This is a genomic window from Exiguobacterium sp. s5, assembly GCF_018618075.1.
GTDB lineage: Bacteria > Bacillota > Bacilli > Exiguobacteriales > Exiguobacteriaceae > Exiguobacterium > Exiguobacterium mexicanum_A.
Genome location: NZ_JACSLK010000008.1, coordinates 16,589 through 38,133, shown reverse-complemented (window position 1 = coordinate 38,133; position 21,545 = coordinate 16,589). Strand labels below are relative to the sequence as shown.

Sequence of the window (21,545 nt, the reverse complement as noted above, 5' to 3'; positions counted from 1 at the left end):
GGATTATTGTTTTTTGAAATCATCTATATTCCCAGTTTGCTCAAGTTATTGATTCAACTATATGTTTTGGTAGGAATGCTTTATGTCGATTGTCACTTTGATGATTTAGACCGTAAGGAGTCACTTTGATCGATGACTGTCATCGTGGAAGGAACAACGATCCATACTGCTCAATCAACTTACCCAACCAGTCATCTTGCACTTCTTCTGACTCCATGCCTCGCTCTAAGTCATCTATGATTTCACTGTTTGGAAAATAGAGGCGCAATACAAACAGACTGTCTGTAATCGTCGATACAAAACTTTGATCTTCGACGTTGATAGTCAAATACGCGCCTCGAATCATCCGTTTGACGAGTGACCGTTTTTCGTTTCCCGTCATACGTCTTGCCTTCAATTTCACTTGCGCTTCTCGTAACTGATCGAACAAATCTCGATTCAACGCTCGGCTGATGCGCTCGTCCGGTTTCATGTACGGAAAACGATGAGACAAGTCAGTCCCGTCAACACATGCACACATGTGACGTAACCAAAAGCCCCATTCAACGTGATTAGTGGGCTCAAGCACTGTATCCAACAGCCCGATGTCATAATCAATTTTGATTACTTCCGGATGTTCCTGCAACAGAAGCATAGTCCGTCGCTTTAATACGTCAACGTCCACTTCCCGTTTGACGATGACCGTCACGTCTAAATCGGACCGTCCGGCCACAGCAGTCCCACGACCGACGCTACCGTATACATATACGCTATGTAGCGCTTCTGCGAATTCTTCTCGCAACAACTGAATCACTGCATCGAGCACTGGCCGAAACATCGGTTGAATCCGTGTCACGTCTGTTTGATTGATGACGTAACCCGCCTCGTCTGTACCTAGTCGCGTTGGTCGCTCCATCACACACCCTCCTCAATAAACGTCGTCACGTCGAGCACTTGCTCGAGATCAACCCGATCGACGAGATAGTGATATTTCGTGTTCGTCTCTGGGTACTCCTCGACAATCGATTCGCACCAGTCGCGGTCGAACATTTTCTCCCAAGATTGTTTCAACTCTTCTTCGCTTTCGGCTTCCCGATCTTCAAACGAGAGAAAATACCGATTCAACGCGAACGTCCAGTAACCGGCCTCGACTGCGAGCACATGTGCGTCCGGCAGCTCAACGGTCAGCACGACGCCCGGTTCTCCAGGTTCCAAGTAGCCACCCCGTGCGACGTCTGGCCTTGTTTTGCTCAACCAAACTGGATAGTTTCCACGAAGCGAAATTTTCGTCCGTTGCTCATATTGTCCCGCGAGCCAGTCGTAAGCAGGGCGATGATACGCGTAGTCCTCGTCTTGAAAAATTCCAAAGTTTGGGTCGCCAAACAAGTAGCCACATGCATTGGCGGCTTCCCAGGCGCCCGCATGTTGATATGTATAGTAAATGGCCATAGGTCCACCCCTTTTTAAGAAGATACTGTTAGCATAACTGACCTGCTGTTTCCTTATCCATCATGGGAATCGTTTGGGTTTGTCTGAATTTGGAAGTATACTAGCCGTATGGATTACATAAAGGAGGAAAAAGCATGAATGTTTTAATGACGTTACTATTTAGTTTATTGGCAATACTTGTCCCACTCGCGTTACTCATCGCGGTCATCGTGATGATTGTTCGATTTATCGGTCGCTACGAGAAGCGGGCGGACGCGCGACTCGAGTTGGATCGTCAAACCGCGGCTCATCAGCAACAACAGTTCGACGTCTTAGTGGAGCGCCTCGAGCGAATCGAAGAAAAAATAGAGACACGCCCTTAATGTCGACATCACTCACGATGTGGACGAACAACAGCTCAGTTATGAGTTGATCATCCATAACCCGCTCACCAATGCTTACAGTTTCGATATCATCGATGATTAAGTCGAAAGGAGTGGTTGAATGGATTGGACCACGATCATGTTAACTGCCTCATTGATATTGAACGCCTTCTTGCTCAATATCATTGCGCAACAAGCAAAGGATATGAATGCATTGAAACAAAAACAACTCCATACCGAACCAATCGTTCAAGATGCTGAGTTTCATGCGTCGATTAAAGAAAAAATCGATACGATTGGCATGATCCCGACCGTTAAATTCTTGCGTGAGACATATGACCTGTCGCTGCTTGAAGCGAAACAATTGGTCGATCGCGTAAACGAAAAGGAGTAGCGCGCGCTACTCCTTTTCGACTGCATTTATTTTAAAAAGAAACCGACTTTCCCTCGGGCATACACTTTGTGCGTCACGTGCTCCGGGTCAACTTTGCCAAGTCTTTGATCGAGCCGAGACGACGCAATGATTCCGATTGCATACATACCGGTTGCGACAACCGTCACACTGATTAGTTCCGGATTGAGCAGTAGCGTCAAGATCAGTACAACATATGCTCCAATCAGTCCAAATGCTGTCCACCATTCGAGACGCACAAGCCGCTTATACTCGGCGGACTGGTTGAAGCGCAGCAATGTGTTCGTCCGAGCCCCTATTTTCAAGAGACCGACAGATGGAAACACTAGAAGGAACCAGATGAATTCAGCGAGACGACGTTCGCCAATCATCATTAAGGTCACACTGATTCCTGTAATCAGTGCAAACAGAATGATTGCCTGACGGGTCGAGCGCTTGCCGCTCTCATACAAATGATTGAACCGTTCGCGCTGCGTCATAGAACCAGACTCCTTTTGTTCAACTAATTTCTTTCAAACCAGTTTGGTCTCGCCACTGGAACGGTATCGACTTCTTCAAACCGAGTCGATAGCCGAGACGCCACACAAATCCTCGAATCCGGTCCAACCAACTGTCACTCAAGTCTTGGAACGGCATGACGGCCCGGACGTGATGCAGCTCGATGCGATGAATCACGTATTGATAGCTAGGTGCCGCTATCGACCGATTGACCGCCATCTTTTCGCACCACTTCTGGTCAAAGAGTTTCTCCCAAGACTTTCGCGTATACGCTGGAGTGGGTTCTTCCTCGGTGTCGAATGCTTCGGCCGTATCAAATAAAGTAGAGTTGTGTAGAACAAAGTCCCAAAATGAGATTTCTGAAGCCAACACTTCATCGTCCGGTAATTCCACCGTTAAGACGAACCCTTTGTTTCCTTGCCCGATTTTTCCGCCAAAACCTAAATCAGGAAACTCGTCCCGACACCAAACCAGATAGTTTCCGTTTAGCGGAATTCCAATTCGTTGCTCATATTGTTCAACCATCCAGTCATAAGCCGATTTGAAAAAATCGAATCCTTCTTCATTGAACATGGCGTAGTGAGGATCACCTTGTAGATACCCTCGCTCCAATGCTACTTTCCAAGCGTCTTCATGCTGATACGTATAATAGATGCCCATATTCATTAACCCTCTCCAGATTTGTTCTTTCACCACTTTATCCAATTTCACATCAAGAAGTAGTGAAAATAATGGTCAGGGTTAATCGGTCGATTGCAACTTAGGCGTTCGGACTCGGATACTTCACCGCGTTTTTCTCGAGCTTCTCTTCAATCGCCTGCGACACATCAATCCCTGTCGCATGCGCGAACGTCAGCGCGTAAATGAGGACATCCGCGAGCTCTTCTTTCATCTCGACGTGTTTCGTCTCGAGCGCTTCTTCGCTCGACACCCATTGGAACAACTCCAACAGCTCGCTCGCCTCGAGCGATAACGATAACGCCAAGTCTTTCGGGTTATGATGGAACGCCCAATCGCGCTCGTCACGGAATTCAATCACTTTGTCCATCAGTCGTTGTACTTCGTTCATATCTGTACCTTCTCTCTTTGAATGTGTAACAACTTATCTCGCAACGCTTGATTGCTCGCATATAAGTAAAGTCCTCGGACGCCACGCTTCATCAACACATTGATGGAGTTCAACACGATTTGTTCTTTCGCCAACTCGACATCTTTGACACCGTCAATTCCCGCATACGCCCCGGTGTCTTTATAGAGATTCGTGTCGATCACCAAGCAATCCTTCGTCTCATCGTACGTTACCGAAGGACCGAGCACGACGCCGACGTAGTTCAAATCAAAACCTTGGATCGTATAGATCGATCCAGCCTCGGCAATCGTCTCCGATTTCTCGGCCCACGTCGTCTTGCCTCCCGTCGTATTCCACGGCATCTTATACTCACCGTTCGACTCGTAAACGTAATACGTTTCCCCGTCCTTTTTATGAAGGTAATCGAACGTCGACACGACTCGACTGAGCCCATGTTTCTTGTCTTGTTCGATAATCATTAGGTGCATCTCTTCCAACGTTTCAAACACACGTAAATCATAGTTTTTAGAAGCTGGGAATGCTTGTATCTGCTTAGCTTTGAAGGCGTTGATCCAATCGATGACATCCTCATCCGCCTGCATCCGAAACTGATTCGTCAGTTTATATGTTTTCAAACACTTCGCTTTTTCTTTAAACTCATCCAACTTACTTTGATCCCACCGACTCTTCAGCTTTAACACTTGGTCTTGATCGAAGATGACAATGACAACCTTGGCAATCTTCATCAATTCTTCGAGATGATTCTCCGCCCGGAAATTGTTGTATGCATCTGACTTCGTCAACAAAAGGTGCGCCTCGTCGACCAAGATGATATCGACTTTCCTATCTTTTAACTTGTTAAGGAGCGGCGTCGGTTTGACGAAGTTGACAGCCTTCAAGTGTTTGACTTGTTTGGCAATCCCTTTATACGTCTTCAGCATCTCCTCATGATTGACGACCAGATAGTTCTCCGTCTGATGCAGATTCGAACCCGCCTCGTTCGTCCGCGCTTGAATCGTATTGAAGATAGAACTGAGCACGACACTCTTGCCGACACCGGCCTCTCCTTCAATGACATACAAGTCTCCATATGTATCTTCGGGCTTGGACTTCGCAATCCTTGTCTCACAGAACTCAAGCACACGCTCTTTTAAATCCATCTGTTCAACGGATAGTTCTTTGAACGGCGACAATTTGAAGATGTCTTTGTTCTCGATGGCGTGCAGGTCGTTTTCGACGAGCCCATTCTTATGTAGCACACCCCATAACTCAGGAAACAGCTCATTGTCGTAGAACGATTTATTGTAATAGTTGTGTGTGAAGTCGCTTGCCGTCTTACTTTTGTTTTGTAAGGTGTACTTCTCGTCCCCTAAAAAGTAGTTAATCAATTTCGTCTCAAGATGGAACGTCGCCGACCGATTGAACGTCTCATGCTTTACGAGATTGATTTGGTCCACATTCTTCCGGTCTGCTTGTTTCAGCTTCAGATGTTGTTTCATGCGCTTTTGAAAGTGTACCGTTTCCCCAATATACGCTTCCTTCTCTCCGTTTAAAATATAAATCACCGGATAGTTCAAGTAATCAGCTGCCCGATCAATCTCATCTATACTCGTTTTATCAAAATCTAACGGAATGACCTCAATCATCTTCACCGACACACCCTTATCTAATTTCAAATTATCTCCAGTTTAGCATAGCCTTATTCCAATTCGTTACTCAAGTCTTCTATGAATCAATGGTATAATCCCACTAAAAAGGGAGGGATTCGGTGCTTACGTTCAACAACGTCTCTGTTCGCCAACAAGACACGCTCATCCTTGAAAATATCTCCTTCACCATCAATCCAGGTGAAATCGCAGCCATCCACTGCGGCGTCACTTCCCGGGAAATATTGTTCGCATTATTGACGGACTCGCACGCGAACTACTCCGGAAACATCCATACAGCGAATCGTACGCTCTCTGTCTTCTCCATCCGTGACGGCTTATACGATCGGCTGACGGTCGAGGAGTACTTGCGATTTACGCACACGCTTTACGAATCGACGGAATCGCTGGATATCGTCCTGCAAACCGTTCAACTCACCCCATATCGGAACAAACGATTAAACCGGCTCAGTTTGTCGCTCGTCCGGCGCGTCCAATATGCGGCGCTCCTCCTACATAATCGCGACATCTATGTCCTCGAAGAACCGGATCAAAACGTCGACCAAGAGACGCGGCACTTGTTCGCGACCGTCTTGATGCAACTGAAGCAGCAACAAAAAGCTATCCTGCTTCTGACGAGCAATATGGAGAGCGCCCTGTTCGTCACGTCGACCGTCTATCGCATCGACCACCGACACTTGCGCCTACTCGATGTGGAGCCCGATGAACCGGAGGCGAACGAAGACGTCACGCCAGAGGTGATGCACGTCCGCTTCGAGAAGATTCCGACGAAAGTGAACGAGAAAATCGTCTTGCTCGATCCGCCGGAAATCGACTACATCGAAAGCCAGGACGGACAATCCGTGTTGCACAGTCAGTCTGAACAATTCCCGAGCGTCTTCACGATGAACGAGCTCGAGACGCGTCTGACGCCGTACGGCTTTTTCCGCTGTCATCGATCGTACATCGTCAACCTTCAACGGGTGCGCGAAGTCATCACGTACACGAAGAACAGTTTCAGCCTCGTGCTCGATGATTCGGCGAAGACGACCATCCCGCTCTCGAAGACAAAAATGGCCGAATTGAAGACAATGATCGGGCTGAAATAGGCTCCGTTCACCGGCTCATTCGCTCCACTCACTCCTCGTAAGGCGCTATTTACTGCCATTCTAATGCGCTCTCCTCTTCCTCTCGATATGATGAAAGCAAGTTAGACGACATCGACGAGGAGGAACGAGAATGGACTCAATCATTCAAGTGACCGGATTAAAAAAGCTATTCGGCAATGAAGAGGCGTTACGCGACGTGACGTTTTCTGTCGGCAAGGGAGAAGTGTTCGGCTTTCTTGGACCGAGTGGATCGGGAAAGACGACGACCATCAAAATCTTGACGTCGCAGCTCGCTCAGACGTCAGGTGACGCGACCGTGTTTGGCGTCCCGGTCTCGGAATTGAAACAAGAACAGTATCGGAAACGGATCGGTGTGTTGACCGATAATAGCGGCCTGTACACGCGCCTCTCCATCGAAGAGAACTTACAACTCTATTGCGACCTATACGACGAGCCACGCACACGAATCGATGATGTGCTGCAGACGGTGAACTTGGCCGGAGAACGCAAAAAACGAATCGCGGTGCTCTCACGTGGGATGCTGCAACGGGTGACACTAGCTCGGGCGTTGTTGCATGAACCGGAACTGTTGTTTTTAGATGAGCCGACGTCTGCGCTCGACCCGGTCAACTCGCGTCATATTTATAAAGGGATTGAACGATTAAAGGCAAAAGGGACGACGATTTTCTTGACGACACACGACATGAACGAGGCTGAGGAACTGTGCGACCGCGTCGCGTTCTTGCATCAAGGGGAGATTCAATTGCTCGACGCCCCGAAACAATTGCGCCGGAAATATGCAAACGGCTCGATGCGCGTCGAACTGCATGACGGGGAAATGGTTGACTTGAAACAAGGAAAAGACGGGGCCGACTGGCTCCATGCACAGATGCGCGACCAAAATATCGCGGCCATCCATTCGAACGAGCCTACGCTCGGGGACATCTTTATCGAAGTGACGGGGAGGAAATTATCATGACATTTTCAATGAAGCGGGCACTTGCCATTTTCCAGAAAGACTATAAAGACTTGTCGCGGAACCTATTCGTCTCCTCGACGTTGATCATGCCGCTATTCTTCGCCGTCTTCTATTCACAGCTCGGCGGCGAAGGCATCGACGTGACGTACTTCGTCATCAACATCACGTTCAGCCTCGTTGCGACGTTCGTCCAGTGTGCCTTAATCGCCGAAGAGAAAGAAAAGAACACACTCCGCGGGCTGATGTTATCGCCGGCGAGCACGCTCGACATCTTGCTAGGGAAGAGTGCGCTCACGTTCGTGACCACGCTTATCCTTATCGCGGCGTGTGCCTTTATCATGGGATACAGTCCTGCGAACCTACTCGTCATCTCACTCGCATTGATCGTCTCGACGTTCTTTTATATCGGGATTGGGACGATTCTCGGATTGATGACGAAGACGGTCATGGAAGCTTCGCTCATCGTCATGCCGGCGTTTTTCTTCTTCTCGTTCTCACCGATGTTGTTGGTGTACGAGGACCGTTTCTCTATCATCGGTTTACTCGAGTATTTGCCGAACATCGTCTTAATCGACCTCGCGCATCAAATCGAGGCCGGTGCTGGACTCGGTACTACATGGGTGGAACTTGTGATTCTGTCCGCCTGGGCGCTCGTCGTGTTCGTCGGAAGTATTGTGATGTATAACCGGAAACAGGCGGATTAAATAAACTAGGTGTCGCTTTGACTTAAAGCGACACCTTTTTCCGTTACTCTATTAAGCGTCCATCATCATTCCATTGCCCATACATCTCATTGGCTTTCGTTTTCTCGATCAGTTTATCGAGTCGTCTTAAATACGTTTCTCGGTCTTCGCGGACGCTTTGAATCGTATCGATCCGAATGCGACGATATAATTCAGGAAAGTCCATGAACTGGTTGAATACTTGCGCGTCTTCCTGCAGGCGCATCATGACTTCTTGATCTATCACAAACGACTCACTGCTCATGTCGGGCAGAACACGTAATCCACGGTCATCCATCAAACCAAGTCGCTGTAATCGACGAACGCGTTCTTTGTTCAGTTCGGTCCAGTTGCTCCGTTTTCGTCTCGGTGAGAAGCGTTGTGCCAATTCTCCGTCAGCCGTCCTTTTCGCAATCCCATCGATCCATCCAAAGCATAACGCTTCTTCGACGGCATCTAAGTAGAGTAATCCGTCCTCTCTATTTTTCCGACTCAGAATCACCCAACAAAAGATTCGTCGTTTGCGATTTCATAAAGCTATTCTCGTAAGGCCTGTCGATTTTTAAAACGTAAAATGTAATTGATTTTCATGACGTTTATCCTTTCGCTCTTTACTCTTACGATTACCCTACACAAGTAAAGTAAAAAGTAGTGTCTTTTTGAACTAGACCAAAAGTGTAGATATTAAACAATTCGTCAGCGCCCTCGAGAACTTAATTCTAGTATTTCACCAAGCTCAATTCATTTAGTCGTCTCTTGATGCGACGCTGGATGATTATAGTATTTCATGTATCACACGAGGTCATACCCGAAGTGATATTTGACAAGTTCATCATTGGTGAGAGATAAAGTTTCTTCCTGGAAACATGACACCCAGTGAAATCGGTCATCCACTTCACGTTTTGACCTGTTGCCTAAAAAAACCGTTCGTGATCTTTGAATTTTACATAGATTCGGTCATAAAAAACCTCATAAAAATCGGATTCTCATGTCAATTTTTTATGAGGCAGTTCAAGTTTTAAGAATTCCCACTATTTTTCGCATTTAAGTAGATAAAATAGCTTCTAAATCAATTAATTATCCAGTAATATTACTAAGAATATAACGATAATAATCAGGATATTCATTAACTATAAGCTTTACAGGTTCAGGCCTTAGCCTAATTATTCTCTTTAATACCCTTTTATTTCGTATTATACCTTTCAGTTCGTGGGCGATTTGTTGTGCTAAGTAACGATCATTAAATCCTATTTCATAAACTAATATAGATTTTTTTGATTTCAATCCATACTTAATTTTTTTTTGAAATAATTTTATTTCTTCCACTTGACTTGTTAAATTGTTATTCGAATCAATTGATTGAATTAATTCAATACAAGAACCAACCACCATTGAACTTTCATATCCATACTTATCCTCACAGAGATCTATTACATGATCTATAGTTAAATTACGGTTAGATTTAATCCTTACACTAGATTCATCTAAAAAATCGAATATGTCACTGTAAGTTTCTCCCGACACCCATTTTATAAATACATTTTTTAATATTTCATTATCTACTTCAGGTAAGTTTGTAAATCTATAAATTATTGGCCACATAAAATCTACAAATTCTTCAAAGCTTTGCGTTGTTTTTAACAAATGGATTTTTTGGGATAGAATGTCATACAAGAGCAAAGATTCATCGAGAGCAAGAGTGACTTTGGAAAAGGATTTTCTCATTTCCGAATCAGGAATTTTCATAAAGATTTCTTTTGTTATTTCCTGGAAGTAATTTTTCAACTGATTTCTTTCTATATTATTTGCTTGATAGAACGCTAATGTATTTTCTGCTAACTCTGTTGCAAAAATAGAGGCTCGATTTAAATCTTCAACATCTTCTAAGGCACTTATAAGATAATCTTTCACACTATTTGTGGTGTTTATTTTGTTACTAGTATCTTTCATTAATTCTTCTGCAGATGAATTACTTTTAAAGTATTCTAAAATCCTACTTTGGCAATTTTCAGACATACTGGTGCTTAATAGATTTTTTGCTTTATTCCAATACCAATCGTTTTTTTTCTTCGTGTCATAAATTGTGTTATCCGCAAAAATAATATTTCCTTCTGTATATTTTCCCGCACGACCTGCACGTCCCATCAAATTATGAAAATCTCTAATCTTAATTTCGTCTCTCCCCGGATGTGTAGTAGTAATAATTAAATATCGAATTGGAAGATTGACTCCTTGAGACAAGGTAGAGGTACAGATTACAAACTTTGCTTTTTGATTCTGTAGAGCATATTCAACACAGGACCTTACACCTTCTGGAATACTGCCATTATGCATTAATATTCCGTAGCTAGCAGCTTTTGCCGGAATAGTACTATGCCCTAAAATTTTACTCAAATAATTTGAAAATTCATATATTACTTTCTCATCCATAAACTCACTAGGTGGATTTACGCTAAAGCCTCTCTCAAATGCCTCAATAATTTCTCTTGCACACTTAGTTGCTGAGTCTTTCCTTGCAGTAAATATTGCTACTGGACCACTTTGAACTAATTTGCACCCTAATGTCATGGCGATTTCTGATGGTTCGCCTTTTCTTGGATAAAATCTTTCACTTCTTTCTCTAGGTTTTAATTTTAATTTTTGTCTTTCAAAAACTTTTGGTACATAAAATTCACTACTATCGATATTTGAGGGATTGGCAAACTGAAGAATTGCTTTTTCCCCCTCCCAGTTTGTAAATGCAATATTTCTTTGAGTTGGACTCATTTCTTTTGCTTCCACTTGAGCAAAATTTTCTCCTATTAACCAACTACCTATGTCATAAGAGTTCGGCATTACGGCAGAAATTAAAATTGTTTGACACCTGTTAGGTAAATTTCTCTTTAATGATGCAAGCAAGAGTTCGTACTTAACTCCTCGAGACTCATCATCAAATAGATGTCCCTCATCGTAGATAATCAAACCAATTGCCTTAGATAGTTCTATTTGATGTTTCAAGATAAAATCTAACTTCTCGGGTGTCAGTATTAATACGTATTTTTTTTCTAGATTTTCAATGTTCAAATCAAATTGCATCACGTCTGAAACTAGGGTGATCTCTATATCTAAATCTTCCGAAAATTGTTGGTAGAAATCATTATGTATTTCATGACATAAGGCTCTGAAAGGAGCTACAATAACCGCTAAATTGGTTTGTCCTTTTATAAAAGCACTCCTAATAATCAATTCGGCAGATTTGGTTTTACCCGCACTTGTCGGCATCTGTATTACAGCAGATTTCCCCCTAAAGACATCCTTTTCACCTAATAAGACCTGTGAAGGCCAAAACTCTTTTATTGCATTAGGTCTCTTAAGATAATGTTCCCATTTTTCTTTAGTTAAATTAGAATATTTAGGCAAACTAGTCCATGCAGATATAACAATATACTTTTTAATTAAGGCATTAATAATATCCGCGAAAAGTAATTCTCTTCCAGATCCAAACCTGTAGAAAATCCTCATTAATTTGTCTGTCCCGTTTAAAAGTTCTCTACTATTCTCTCCACTTGACAGAAAAACGTTATAGGATAAGGAAAATTCAACTAAATTTTCTTCAAAATTATTTCCTTTAAATAATTTAGGATTAATATATGATTTATTTATTATGTTAAATATAATATTTTCAAGATTACTAGCGTTTAAGTTGATTGTAGTATTTAAATAATTGATTAAAACTTTCGAACTGCCAATATTGTCAGATAAATAATAAGCAACTGCACCCAATAATGTTAAATAGTCATGACTTTCCTCTGCTATCTCGAGGTTTCGGATGTTTATTAAAGCGTCAAAATACTTTGCAGAAAAAAGGAACTCAGAGGTGTTGGCGTTTCTAGAAGTAAAATCATAATTTGAAGTATAATCTCCGATGATAGCTATAGTTAAGTCCAATAAGTCGATAAAATTTACATCTGTTTCTAAATGCTCTGATTCAGGTATATTGAATTCAAACATTTTTGCTTTGGATCTTGTAATTGACAAATAATTATTTGCTCGTTTTTCAGGCTTCATCACAAGCCCTCCCATAAAGAAATCTTGCTAACTCCATCATTTTAGCACCTTTTATTACTATAATATCTAAATTCTCTATACCATTACTGTCTAATTCTTTTGTGGTTACTAATTCGCTACTCCAGTTTTCATTTGAATGAACTATTGCTGCAGTAGTGACTTTTTTATAAGGACGATCAACTTTATTTTGGAATCGCTCAACTAACTTGACATTTTCATGATCTTGCGCCAATAAAAGGCTACGTTTCATTGCATTTAGAGATTCCGCTATCCTAATATTGTCTTTTTGGGCATGTGTAATTGCTTCTTGGACAATGTCTTCATTAAGTGATGCAATCCTAGCCTTAACCTCACAAGTAATTAATTCGTCTTTAGCTAATCCATTAATCACCTTAAAACCTATGATATCAGTTCCGTTTGGACTGGTGTCCTTATTAATTTTATCTAAGTATCGCGTTCTAGGGATTTTATACATTTTTAAGTGTTCAAGAAAATCGGCTACTAATATCTCTGAAAAATCTCCTGAAATGATATGACCTTTTTGTGGAAATTTAATCTGTTCTAAATACTCTTTTCTAGTTAAGCCAGTACCCTCGCGCAAAGAATCAATTTCATTATCTTTACAATAATGATTTCTTAAATGTTTAGCCCAATCAGAGATATAGTCCTGATTATCCATTAAATATTCATAATCAATTATAGAAACTTCTTCTTTTGTTAATGATTTTAAAAAATTGATGTTGTCAATATTAAACCACTCTGTATGTTTTACCAAATAACTCTCCCCTTAAGTTAATATTGATTTAAACTTTCCTATCAATTCAATAAAAGCTTTCATCATTTTAATATCTTTCTCTCCACATTTCTGTGTGCTTCCCCAAAGCGACTCGAGCCTTAACTTTTGTTCGCCTAATTGCTTAACATTCTTGAATCAAATTCAATCAAATTCTGCAAAAGAGAAAAAGATATGATGTAACATTTTACGGATAGGCTACAATCCATGGTTATTTTTTTGAACACCACGAAAACTAATACCTTTACCCCTTCATAAGGTTCACTAAATTAAATTAATTTTCATGTATTTAACCTTATTAAATCCATTTATTATATAAAGATTGTATTCCCTTGACGAGCGTATAGAAATACTTCTTTAAATCTAGACTTTTGCTTTCTTGTTTTGCTGAACTTACAGTGATTTCTTTTCCTATCTACAATGATTAAGAAAATCCATCTGCGAATCTATTTTTGTAATATATAAGATGTTTACATGCATTATATTAACAATAAAATCCATATAATTAATGTAATATCCTATATGAAGTTTAGCACAAACATATTCACAATTAGTTACTAAATACGGAACAAGAATTGAAGTTTTAAAACAAATAATTGATGGAAATTCACATTTTCTCAATTATCACGCATAACAATAAAAAACCACCCACCAGCTTTCGCTGATGAATGGTTTCTATTAAAGCGTATGACTTACATCATTCCGCCCATTCCACCCATGCCGCCCATGTCAGGCATGCCGCCACCAGCGCCTGCTGGTTCTGGCTTGTCTGCGATGACCGCTTCTGTTGTGAGGAACATGGCTGATACTGATGCTGCGTTTTGAAGTGCTGAGCGCGTCACTTTCGCCGGATCGACGATACCATGAGCGATCATATCGACGTACTCGCCAGTTGCGGCGTTGTAACCGATGCCGACCGATTCGTTCTTAAGCTTCTCGACGATGACCGAACCTTCTTCACCCGCATTTTCCGCGATTTGACGGACCGGTGCTTCGAGGGCACGAAGGACGAGTTTGACACCTGTCGCTTCATCCGCTGTCACTTCTGCGAGTAACGCACGAACGGCTGGGATGACGTTGATGAACGCCGTACCACCACCTGCGACAATCCCTTCTTCGACGGCTGCGCGTGTCGCGTTGAGCGCGTCTTCGATGCGGAGCTTACGTTCTTTCAGCTCTGTCTCTGTCGCTGCGCCGACTTTGACGACGGCTACGCCGCCTGCGAGTTTCGCGAGACGCTCTTGAAGTTTCTCACGGTCGAAGTCAGACGATGTCTCTTCGATTTGGTTGCGAATCGTTTGAACACGTGCTTTGATCGTTGCTTCGTCTCCAGCACCTTCGACGATCGTTGTCGTGTCTTTCGTGACGACGACTTTCGATGCGCGTCCGAGCTGTTGGAGCGTTGCCGACTTGAGCTCGAGGCCGAGGTCTTCGGTGATGACTTGGCCGCCTGTGAGCGTCGCGAGGTCTTCGAGCATCGCTTTACGACGGTCGCCGAAGCCTGGTGCCTTGACCGCGACCGCGTTGAACGTACCACGGAGCTTGTTCAAGACGAGTGTCGCGAGTGCATCGCCTTCGATGTCTTCCGCAACGATGAGGATTGGTTTCCCTTGTTGTACGACTTGCTCGAGCACTGGGATGATCTCTTGGATGTTCGAGATCTTCTTATCGGTGATCAAGATGAACGGGTTGTCGAGAACCGCTTCCATCTTGTCTGAGTCTGAGATCATGTATGGTGACAAGTAACCACGGTCGAACTGCATGCCTTCAACGACGTCGAGTTCTGTCGTGAAGCCGCGTGATTCTTCAATCGTGATGACGCCGTCGTTACCGACGCGTTCCATCGCTTCTGCGATCAACTCGCCGACTTCTTCGTCCGCTGCCGAGATGGCTGCGACTTGGGCGATCGCTTCTTTCGACTCAATCGGTTTCGAGATGAGCTTGAGCTCTTCAAGTGAACGACGAACCGCTTTGTCGATTCCTTTACGGAGGATCATCGGGTTCGCGCCTGCTGTCACGTTTTTGAGACCTTCACGGATCATCGCTTGAGCGAGGACTGTCGCCGTTGTCGTACCGTCCCCTGCGACTTCGTTCGTCTTCGACGCAACTTCAGCAACGAGCTTCGCGCCCATGTTTTCAAAGTGGTCTTCGAGTTCGATTTCTTTCGCGATCGTCACACCGTCATTCGTGATGAGCGGTGAGCCGAACTTCTTCTCGAGGACGACGTTGCGTCCTTTCGGTCCGATTGTGACTTTTACCGCGTCAGCGAGTGCGTCGACACCGCGAAGCATCGCGTGACGTGCGTCTTCTGAGAATTTAATTTCTTTTGCCATTGTTCATTTCCCCCTAGAAAAGTTTTTGAAAAATGGTGAGTCTTAGCCTACGATTGCGAGAATGTCGCTCTCTCGAACGATTAAGTATTCTTTGCCTTCATGCTTCACTTCGGTACCCGCGTACTTCGAGTAGATGACCAAATCATTTTCTTTGACGTCGAGCGCGATTCGCTCACCTTGGTCCGTGACGCGGCCTGTACCGACTGCGAGGACGCGTCCTTGTTGCGGCTTTTCTTTCGCCGTGTCAGGAAGCACGATGCCTCCGATCGTCTTTTCTTCTTTCTCCACGACTTCGATGATGACGCGATCGCCTAGTGGTTTTAACATAGAAAAAACCTCCTCCGAATATGAATGATGTATCGTTGAATCGTAAGTTTTAGCACTCGTCAAAAAGGAGTGCTAACATTGATTAGTGTAGTATGAGACGCCTTAAAATGCAAGCGGGAACATCGAAAAAATGCTCCCACTCGCGGTCAAGAGACCTTATTTGATACAATGGTCAAAAGGAACGTTGACTCTTAGGAATAAGGACGTGTTCAATTGGCTACACTAAACTCAAACCAATCGATAAATACCCGTTTTTCGATGGCGCCTAACATTCGGCTCCGGCATATCATCCCGATTCTGCTGTATGCGTTTGTTCAATTCTTTCCGGTATTGATTAGCGGAGTGCGTCCAGAATGGATCACACCGACCGCAACCGGGCTCTGGTTCGCCATCGGGTTCAGCGTGACAATCATCATCTCCGTCTTCTTGCTCTGGCCCGACTTGAAGCTATATAAGCAGCAAGGCATCCAATCGAATTTGAACGACACGGTCAAATGGATCGGGCTCGGGATTCTCATGCAGTACGGACTCGTCATCGTCGCCAACTTAATTGAGACAGCGATCTCAGGTGACGTCATGGGGTCACAGAACACCGAGCAAATCGCGGATATCGTCCGTCTCGTCCCGGTCATGACGCTCTCGGTCGTCTTGCTCGGACCGATCATGGAAGAGATTCTGTTCCGTCATATCTTGTTCGGCAACTTGAGCGCCCGCTTCGGGTTCTGGATCGCGTTCGCGGTCAGCTCGCTCTTGTTCGCGCTCATCCACGGTGACAACAAGATTCTCGTTTACGTGGCGATGAGCTTCGCCTTCACGGTCGCTTACGCCAAGACGCGTCGCTTGATCGTACCGATCGCGATTCACGCGTTCAACAACGCGCTCGTCATGGTCGTATTATTCTTAATGTAGAAATGAGGTGGCATTGATGCCGCGACACTTAAAAGTTATGTTTTTGTTCAGTCTCTCGTTCGGGATTCTGTTCACCGTCCTCGCCTACTACTCGGTGCAGGAGTACGGCTTCAGCTTCTGGACGTACTTCATCATCGCCGTAGCCGCGTATGACTTCTTCAAGGTGTATCAAATTTTGACGCTCGCTCGAAAAGCGAAAAAAGAAAATAACGATAAATCGGCCTAACGAAAAGACCAAGCGCGCAGCTTGGTCTTTTCTTATGGATCACTTTCTCCCAAACAAAGGATTCAAGATTGTAAAATAAAGGTATTAATCATTTAGGGAAGTATAAAAATGGTAAAGGGAGCTGGTTGTATGTTTAAGAAGATGATGAATAACGTAGCTGTCACAGTCCCACTCGAGGCGTCCAAACTTCAATCGTTCATAAGTCCAAAAATCCCCGAGCTGTCGGATGTGACCGTCGAGATCACAAACGGACAATTGATTTTAGCAGGGTCAAAGAAAGTCGGGGTCGCTTTCTTCTCGAAAGATGTTCGGATGAAACTGACATTGGTGCCAAAAGAGATTCACAGGCGGAAAATTGTGTTCACTGTCGTGAAGGTCGAGCCTACGGATAAAGAACTCTTCAACGACAAGTTTTTAAACCACTCCCCTTATATCACTTACGATGCCCGAACGCTGACGCTCGACTTGAGTGCGATCGGCCCGCTCCAAAAAGTTAAAGTCGGAAACATCAAGTCACTTGCGTTAGAAGAAGGACGTGTCGTTTTAGTCATCGGCGCATGACCATCCGCTCTGACTCATCCTGGCTCTCTTTTGAAAAAGATATCAATCTGCGTTATATTTGATAGGTCAACTATCAAATAAGGAGAGGTATGATGAAGAAAGTAATTCTCGCAATGGTCGCTTCCCTGTTTCTCGTCGCCTGCTCAAACGAAGACGACTTGTCTACATACGAAGAGTATGGCGTGCTCGAGGAGACGATTGAGATCGCACAGTATGAACCGAAAGTCGAGACGGATAACGACGGCAACCGCGTCATCTTGTTCTATGAAGGTGAACGTGTGGCTTATAAGAGCGTCTACGTGAAAGACGAGCGTCACCTGAAAATCATCAGCACGGACGATGAGGCCCCGCTCTATAACGACACACTGTAAAACACAGCCCCTTCACGCGAAGAGGGCTGTTCTCAATTCTCATAATGAATCTGTTGGTGGTGTTGTAGGCGATACGTGATCAATTGCTCACTGTCTAACGGTTCATGGAACAGTGACACGGCCGTGATTTGGTTGTTGTCATACGTCCGGTAATAATAGATACCGTCGTCGACGTTACAGCATGAGGAATAGATGGTGTACTCGTACGTCCCGTCCTCGGCCTCGTTCAAGCCACGCGTTTGCATCACCGTATCCAACAGCTTGAAAAATTGACCGACACCTGACGCCTCGGTCGGTTCGCAGACCGAGTTAAATGTAGCGAACGTTGCCCGGACGAAGCGCGACGTCGATGATAAGTCACCCGGCAAGCCTTGCCCGCCTAATCCGAGACAATAGGCATCGAGGTTCAATGTCGGCGCGAACGTATTGGCCGGCAGTTTCGTCGAGACGTGCCGATAATCATTCAGATTGAACAGCTGATACTCGAACGACGGATTGTTCGTCAAGACCCCGACTGGATTGTCGTACACGCGCAACCCGTCCGCCATCGGCTCGACAACAATCGAAGTATCCTTGTCGGCGATCATCCAGTGTAGCGGGTGAAGCGGGAGCGCGTCGCTGAAATTGAGATTGATCAGATGAATCGTCGCCAGTCGCTCTTTCACTTCCTCGATTGTCGCGCACTGGCCGAGGATCCACGGGATGAACTCGAACGGGGAGACGTTGTCTCGTCCGTCGACTTCCGGCTTGAACACGGCATTCCCCGGGAAGTTCAGCCCGGCCATGCTCAGTCCCTTCTCATTTGTCGCCTCGTAATAGAGCGGATAGTCTTCCACGACGGTCGCCATTCCGATCATCGCGTAATGGTTCGCATTCTCGCCCATCCGTCTGAAGTTAAACGAATAGTGTCGGGGCGTGATCGTCACTTGCTCGTGATAGGACACGTTCAGGTCTAAGTTTCTGCCGAAGTAGTGGGCGTGCGGAGCGTACGTGATTGCTGTACACATAATAAGACTCCTTCCAATCCAATGCAGACAATAACAGCACTCTTTGTCCTATTCACGTTATCGAGGAACTTCAACCAAAGACCGGTCAGGCTTTCACCTGACCGGTCTCGAAGTCTTGACACTCATTCATCATGTACATTCCTTTCAACGCGTGGATGAAATCGATGCCATAGTAGCATCGTTATCGTTAGCTAGTCTGCATCAAATAAGCTCAAGAATACAAACAAAAATATCGCGTCGGCCAGGTCTTCCCGCTATGTTATGCGTGACGTTCGGTAGAAGGTTCGAGGTCTTGAAAAAACCAGAGACCAAAGCCCTTTAACCCGAAGATGAGTGCCAACCCGTAATGCATGAGAGCACGCAAGGAATGGTCGAGTGTCTCGACACGGAACGAGATGAAGAAGCCGATCATCAATAGGACAATCACGACGCGAAGCGTGAACGTACTTGCCTGTTCCCCGATGGCCTTCCCTCTCGCGTCACCTTGTGCATACGCCACGTCACGGCGCCAGTAATAGAGGACGAACGCGAACGACATCAAAGTACTTTGAGGCACGTCCCCGAGCAGCAGCTCCAATACGACAAACCCGAGCATAACGCCCGTCCCTAGTTTTAATACATCTTGATTCGAGAACTTCCCCCGAATACGTAGCATCGTTGGTGATTTTTTCATAACACAATAAACCCAACCGTCAACACACCATATAAGAAACCTAGTACGATCACACTGATGGCGATCGACTTATATTGCGGATATTTATGTAACACGACCGCTCCCGCGATGACGTGAATAAACGCGACGATGAACGTCACAATCGCAAAACCCATTGGTTCATTCCTCACTTCCAAAAAAATAAATAGAAAATCATGGGAATTCATCCGTTTCCCGGTACAATAAAATCTGCATTCATTATATCAATTCTCGGAAAGAAGGCACATCCTATCATGAATTATTCACGTACCGATTTATCGACGGAGGAAATGCTCCTCGTCAACAGCGAAGTCGAGAAAAAGAAACGCAATCTCGTCGTCGCGTATTTGCTTTGGTTTTTCCTCGGCGGATTTGGTGCTCACCGCTTCTACTTCAAGAAAACCGGTAGCGCCCTCGCGATGCTTGCTCTCACGGTCGGTTCAATCGTCCTTACGGTTGTATTGATTGGTTTTATCGGGCTGTTCGTCGCCGGCATTTGGGCGCTCGTCGACGCGTTCCTCATGCCAGGCTGGCAACAGCGCGAAGTCGAAGCCATCGAACGCGAGACAATCGAGTCGTTGAAGACTCGCTCTGAGCGTCAAGCTGCCTTTTAACGACCAGACGGTCACGCCAACGCGTGACCGTCTTTTCTGTTAGAAGCTATTCTCTTTCAAGTAGAACGCGAAGTTCCGATGCTTCCGTTCTTTCGTCGCGTAATGAATCCATAGCCACGCGAGCGACTCGAGCTCTCGCGCCAGCTTCAAGTGCCGGAGCGTATGGGCGTCGAAGCCGATTTTCGAGGCAAGGTCTTGGACGGCCCGGACCGATTCTTGCTCGTCTCCGGCGATGAACATCATCGACATGTTCGGATTCTCCAAGTTCTCGACGCCGGTCTGGTTGAACGCCTTGACGATGCGGACGTGCGGTGCGAGTTCCTGCAGATGCTCGGCCCCTGATTTCCCTTCCGGTCGCTCGATCGCGTCAAACTCTTTGGCGATTGGATTCGTCACGTCGATGACGATCTTATCGTCCAAGTCCCGAAGCGATTGAATCAAATCGACGGCCGCCGCGAACGGTGTCGTCAATAACAAGATTTGCGCATTCGATGCCACTTCTTGGAGCGACATCGTCCCTTCCCGTTCTGACCGTGTCCCGTACAACACGTCATAGCCGACGTCCTCGAATTTGCGTCCGAGCGTCCGCCCGACTTTTCCGGCCCCTAAAATACCAATCTTCATATAGTTCGACTCCCCTTCACAGTTCTTCGTCCGTCCGTGTCACCGTGCCGCCAAGTTCAGCCGCCAGTCCATCGAGCACCGAGTGATCGAACTCTTCCCCAATCGCCATCACCCCGGTCTGTCCAGGCTCGATATTTCCGACCGTCCGCTTGAACGTCTCTTGAATGCTCTGGACGTGTTTCAAATCTTTCGTTCCTCCGATGAGTCCTCCCGTGAGCGTGCCGAATAGAATCCCGAACGGTCCGCCGAGAATCCCGACGGCCATCCCGATCAAGGCACCTTTCGTCGACTTGTTCGTCGGCGTCAGTTGGACGGCGTCCTCGAACGAGAAGGCCCCGTTATCTTCACGCTTGATGACGACGAGTTGTTCGAACCCGACGAGTCCTTCGGCGTGGTACTTCTTCAACTTGCTGAATGCTTGATACGAGATCGACTCCTCTGGAAACGTGAACGTGACGATATGGTACGGTTGTTTTTCCTTCTTGGCCATATTGGCTCCTCCTTTGACAGGACCAGGTGACACATCAGCTTTCTCTTACCCCTTCCCCGGCTTCAGACGAAAAAAAACCTGTGGAACCTATACATTTCCAGTAGGTTTATATGGTAAAATTTTCATATCACAACTGAGATAGGAGCTACACTTATGTCCCGTCCGCTTCGCAAATCTGCCACGAACCGCTCACTCTTCGGTGTCTGCGGCGGCATCGCTGAATACTTTGACTTGTCCCCGCTCGGCGTTCGTCTGCTCTTCCTGATCGTACCGGGGAACTTTCTCATCTAGATGATCCTCGCCAACTCGATGAAGGACGCTCCACGC

The 21,545-nt window shown here is 45.4% G+C and carries 26 protein-coding genes and 1 pseudogene; 11 read left to right on the top strand and 16 right to left on the bottom strand.

Translation table 11 applies throughout. From position 1 onward, the window contains the following. Nucleotides 1-139: 139 nt before the first annotated feature. Both KNP60_RS14285 and KNP60_RS14280 read right to left on the bottom strand, forming a co-directional pair. Nucleotides 140-895 (bottom strand): nucleotidyltransferase domain-containing protein, encoded by a 756-nt coding sequence (locus KNP60_RS14285; protein ID WP_214797777.1) that lies wholly within the window; start codon nucleotides 893-895, stop codon nucleotides 140-142. After that, nucleotides 895-1,428 carry a DUF3841 domain-containing protein gene (locus tag KNP60_RS14280; protein WP_214754630.1) on the bottom strand — a complete coding sequence of 178 codons (534 nt, stop codon included), beginning with the start codon at nucleotides 1,426-1,428 and terminating at the stop codon, nucleotides 895-897. The genes KNP60_RS14285 and KNP60_RS14280 overlap by 1 nt, the downstream gene beginning before the upstream one ends. A 134-nt stretch (nucleotides 1,429-1,562) precedes the next feature. Here KNP60_RS14280 and KNP60_RS14275 point away from each other — a divergent pair, with 134 nt between their 5' ends. Beyond that, complete coding sequence (locus KNP60_RS14275) at nucleotides 1,563-1,790, top strand: hypothetical protein (protein WP_214754632.1); 228 nt, start codon at nucleotides 1,563-1,565, stop codon at nucleotides 1,788-1,790. Between the two features lie 121 nt (nucleotides 1,791-1,911). Further along, the gene (locus tag KNP60_RS14270; protein ID WP_214797776.1) at nucleotides 1,912-2,184 is read left to right on the top strand and encodes a hypothetical protein; all 273 of its coding nucleotides are present in this window, start codon (nucleotides 1,912-1,914) and stop codon (nucleotides 2,182-2,184) included. 26 nt (nucleotides 2,185-2,210) lie between these two features. On the opposite strand, the gene KNP60_RS14265 is transcribed toward KNP60_RS14270, so the two are convergent. From KNP60_RS14265 to KNP60_RS14250, 4 genes are all read right to left on the bottom strand, one after another. Next, nucleotides 2,211-2,681, bottom strand: coding sequence for a hypothetical protein (locus tag KNP60_RS14265; protein WP_214797775.1), 471 nt, complete (start codon nucleotides 2,679-2,681; stop codon nucleotides 2,211-2,213). A 19-nt stretch (nucleotides 2,682-2,700) separates the two neighbouring features. Beyond that, nucleotides 2,701-3,366: a DUF3841 domain-containing protein gene (locus KNP60_RS14260; RefSeq protein WP_214797774.1), complete on the bottom strand. Its 666-nt coding sequence runs from the start codon at nucleotides 3,364-3,366 to the stop codon at nucleotides 2,701-2,703. Between the two features lie 94 nt (nucleotides 3,367-3,460). Then, nucleotides 3,461-3,769, bottom strand: coding sequence for a nucleotide pyrophosphohydrolase (locus tag KNP60_RS14255; protein ID WP_214797773.1), 309 nt, complete (start codon nucleotides 3,767-3,769; stop codon nucleotides 3,461-3,463). After that, complete coding sequence (locus tag KNP60_RS14250) at nucleotides 3,766-5,445, bottom strand: DUF2075 domain-containing protein (RefSeq protein ID WP_251131412.1); 1,680 nt, start codon at nucleotides 5,443-5,445, stop codon at nucleotides 3,766-3,768. The genes KNP60_RS14255 and KNP60_RS14250 overlap by 4 nt, the downstream gene beginning before the upstream one ends. 92 nt (nucleotides 5,446-5,537) lie before the next feature. On the opposite strand from KNP60_RS14250, the gene KNP60_RS15655 reads away from it, so the two are divergent. The 3 genes from KNP60_RS15655 to KNP60_RS14235 all read left to right on the top strand — a co-directional run bounded on the left by KNP60_RS15655 (nucleotide 5,538) and on the right by KNP60_RS14235 (nucleotide 8,207). Continuing rightward, on the top strand, nucleotides 5,538-6,524 hold the full coding sequence (locus KNP60_RS15655; RefSeq protein ID WP_214797772.1) for a LytTR family transcriptional regulator DNA-binding domain-containing protein: 987 nt from the start codon (nucleotides 5,538-5,540) through the stop codon (nucleotides 6,522-6,524). A 130-nt stretch (nucleotides 6,525-6,654) separates the two neighbouring features. Beyond that, nucleotides 6,655-7,503, top strand: a complete 849-nt coding sequence (locus KNP60_RS14240; protein ID WP_214797771.1) for an ABC transporter ATP-binding protein — start codon at nucleotides 6,655-6,657, stop codon at nucleotides 7,501-7,503. Continuing rightward, nucleotides 7,500-8,207 carry an ABC transporter permease gene (locus tag KNP60_RS14235; protein ID WP_214797770.1) on the top strand — a complete coding sequence of 236 codons (708 nt, stop codon included), beginning with the start codon at nucleotides 7,500-7,502 and terminating at the stop codon, nucleotides 8,205-8,207. Before KNP60_RS14240 ends, KNP60_RS14235 begins: the two co-directional genes overlap by 4 nt. Before the next feature lie 43 nt (nucleotides 8,208-8,250). On the opposite strand, the pseudogene KNP60_RS14230 reads toward KNP60_RS14235, so the two are convergent. The 5 genes and pseudogenes from KNP60_RS14230 to groES form a co-directional block, all read right to left on the bottom strand. Then, a pseudogene (locus tag KNP60_RS14230) lies at nucleotides 8,251-8,754 on the bottom strand (YdeI/OmpD-associated family protein); the annotation flags it as partial. Between the two features lie 548 nt (nucleotides 8,755-9,302). Next, a complete protein-coding gene (locus KNP60_RS14225; RefSeq protein ID WP_214797769.1) occupies nucleotides 9,303-12,272 on the bottom strand; it encodes a DEAD/DEAH box helicase in 2,970 nt (989 codons plus the stop codon). After that, the gene (locus KNP60_RS14220; RefSeq protein ID WP_214797768.1) at nucleotides 12,262-13,047 is read right to left on the bottom strand and encodes a Hachiman antiphage defense system protein HamA; all 786 of its coding nucleotides are present in this window, start codon (nucleotides 13,045-13,047) and stop codon (nucleotides 12,262-12,264) included. Before KNP60_RS14220 ends, KNP60_RS14225 begins: the two co-directional genes overlap by 11 nt. A gap of 710 nt (nucleotides 13,048-13,757) precedes the next feature. Next, complete coding sequence (gene groL / locus KNP60_RS14215; protein WP_058765593.1) at nucleotides 13,758-15,398, bottom strand: chaperonin GroEL; 1,641 nt, start codon at nucleotides 15,396-15,398, stop codon at nucleotides 13,758-13,760. 42 nt (nucleotides 15,399-15,440) lie between these two features. Next, nucleotides 15,441-15,725, bottom strand: a complete 285-nt coding sequence (groES, locus tag KNP60_RS14210) for a co-chaperone GroES (RefSeq protein ID WP_021065365.1) — start codon at nucleotides 15,723-15,725, stop codon at nucleotides 15,441-15,443. Nucleotides 15,726-15,938: 213 nt separating this feature from the next. Between groES and KNP60_RS14205 the strand changes: the two genes are divergently transcribed. The 4 genes from KNP60_RS14205 to KNP60_RS14190 all read left to right on the top strand — a co-directional run bounded on the left by KNP60_RS14205 (nucleotide 15,939) and on the right by KNP60_RS14190 (nucleotide 17,792). Further along, a complete protein-coding gene (locus KNP60_RS14205) occupies nucleotides 15,939-16,634 on the top strand; it encodes a CPBP family intramembrane glutamic endopeptidase (protein ID WP_251131411.1) in 696 nt (231 codons plus the stop codon). Between the two features lie 16 nt (nucleotides 16,635-16,650). Further along, nucleotides 16,651-16,860 carry a YdiK family protein gene (locus tag KNP60_RS14200; protein WP_131472784.1) on the top strand — a complete coding sequence of 70 codons (210 nt, stop codon included), beginning with the start codon at nucleotides 16,651-16,653 and terminating at the stop codon, nucleotides 16,858-16,860. 129 nt (nucleotides 16,861-16,989) lie between these two features. Next, nucleotides 16,990-17,421: a hypothetical protein gene (locus KNP60_RS14195; RefSeq protein ID WP_214797767.1), complete on the top strand. Its 432-nt coding sequence runs from the start codon at nucleotides 16,990-16,992 to the stop codon at nucleotides 17,419-17,421. A 92-nt stretch (nucleotides 17,422-17,513) separates the two neighbouring features. After that, nucleotides 17,514-17,792, top strand: coding sequence for a hypothetical protein (locus KNP60_RS14190; protein WP_214797766.1), 279 nt, complete (start codon nucleotides 17,514-17,516; stop codon nucleotides 17,790-17,792). A gap of 32 nt (nucleotides 17,793-17,824) precedes the next feature. Here the strand turns inward: KNP60_RS14190 and bsh are convergent, their stop codons facing one another. From bsh to KNP60_RS14175, 3 genes are all read right to left on the bottom strand, one after another. After that, nucleotides 17,825-18,799 carry a choloylglycine hydrolase gene (bsh, locus tag KNP60_RS14185; RefSeq protein ID WP_214797765.1) on the bottom strand — a complete coding sequence of 325 codons (975 nt, stop codon included), beginning with the start codon at nucleotides 18,797-18,799 and terminating at the stop codon, nucleotides 17,825-17,827. A gap of 259 nt (nucleotides 18,800-19,058) precedes the next feature. Further along, nucleotides 19,059-19,472, bottom strand: a complete 414-nt coding sequence (locus KNP60_RS14180) for a hypothetical protein (RefSeq protein WP_029596200.1) — start codon at nucleotides 19,470-19,472, stop codon at nucleotides 19,059-19,061. After that, nucleotides 19,469-19,627: a hypothetical protein gene (locus KNP60_RS14175; RefSeq protein WP_029596201.1), complete on the bottom strand. Its 159-nt coding sequence runs from the start codon at nucleotides 19,625-19,627 to the stop codon at nucleotides 19,469-19,471. Before KNP60_RS14175 ends, KNP60_RS14180 begins: the two co-directional genes overlap by 4 nt. Before the next feature lie 117 nt (nucleotides 19,628-19,744). Between KNP60_RS14175 and KNP60_RS14170 the strand changes: the two genes are divergently transcribed. Beyond that, nucleotides 19,745-20,104 carry a TM2 domain-containing protein gene (locus KNP60_RS14170; protein ID WP_034781421.1) on the top strand — a complete coding sequence of 120 codons (360 nt, stop codon included), beginning with the start codon at nucleotides 19,745-19,747 and terminating at the stop codon, nucleotides 20,102-20,104. Between the two features lie 39 nt (nucleotides 20,105-20,143). Here KNP60_RS14170 and KNP60_RS14165 read toward each other — a convergent pair whose 3' ends face one another. Both KNP60_RS14165 and KNP60_RS14160 read right to left on the bottom strand, forming a co-directional pair. Continuing rightward, nucleotides 20,144-20,728, bottom strand: coding sequence for an NADPH-dependent F420 reductase (locus KNP60_RS14165; protein ID WP_021065376.1), 585 nt, complete (start codon nucleotides 20,726-20,728; stop codon nucleotides 20,144-20,146). Between the two features lie 16 nt (nucleotides 20,729-20,744). Continuing rightward, nucleotides 20,745-21,218 (bottom strand): hypothetical protein, encoded by a 474-nt coding sequence (locus KNP60_RS14160; RefSeq protein WP_034781420.1) that lies wholly within the window; start codon nucleotides 21,216-21,218, stop codon nucleotides 20,745-20,747. Between the two features lie 153 nt (nucleotides 21,219-21,371). Between KNP60_RS14160 and KNP60_RS14155 the strand changes: the two genes are divergently transcribed. Continuing rightward, nucleotides 21,372-21,509 (top strand): PspC domain-containing protein, encoded by a 138-nt coding sequence (locus KNP60_RS14155; protein ID WP_214797764.1) that lies wholly within the window; start codon nucleotides 21,372-21,374, stop codon nucleotides 21,507-21,509. Nucleotides 21,510-21,545: the final 36 nt, after the last annotated feature.